Raw genomic sequence first — 769 nt, 5'->3', positions numbered from 1 at the left:
TGATAAGGAAACGTTCATGAACAAATGGGTTTTGGGTCTTGTTTGCCTTGCTGCTGCCCCGCATAGCTTTGCCGGTATTGAATTCGGCAATGGTGTGACATTGAATACACTCAACGGTGAAGTTATTGAAGATGCTGAACAGGTGTCTTTAGAGCCGGGAGAGAACCAACTTGTACTCGACTATACCGGGTATCTAAGCGACCGAGGTAAACGAGAGTTCTTGAGTACGGTTCCTTATATTGTCATTGTTGATGTACCAAAAGACAGCGATGTCGAGATTGACCTAAAAAGCCGAAAATATGGCCAAGTGTCTAGTTGGGTAGTCAAAGAGCAGTCATTATTTGAAGTGACGGTAAACGGTGATGAAGTCGAAGCGATGCAAGAGATTTTGCCGCCTGCAAAAGGTGCATTGCCTTATGGTGATATTCCAGAGTTAGTTAAGGTATATAACCAAGAGCATGGCTTAGTATTTGATTCTGGAAAAATTCGCTCACTCAAAGAAGAGTTAGCGGCCGTACAAACAGGTGCTGTGGTTGGTTCGACAGTTGCCCCAGACAGCACTGTTCAAGAGTCTGAAAATACGCTTCAACTTAAGCTTTGGTATTCAAGAGCAAACGAAGAAGAGCGTACAGCTTTCCAAAAATGGTTAGTTGACTAAAAGTAAGATAAAGATTTTTATCGCGAGGAGTTCAACCTGTCTTTGGACTCCTCGTGCTCATATTCCCCTTTAGCTTCTAGAACCAGATCTAGGTTTAAATCTCTTTCCACT

Annotated in this window: 1 protein-coding gene; it reads left to right on the top strand. The window is 42.9% G+C overall.

All coding sequences use genetic code 11. From position 1 onward, the window contains the following. On the top strand, positions 1-658 hold a 658-nt coding region (locus tag KIV40_RS27030), incomplete at its 5' end, for a DUF2057 family protein (protein WP_306431904.1). Positions 659-769: the final 111 nt, after the last annotated feature.

This window comes from Vibrio sp. D173a, from assembly GCF_030248475.1.
This window is presented reverse-complemented; position numbering and strand designations above follow the sequence as displayed.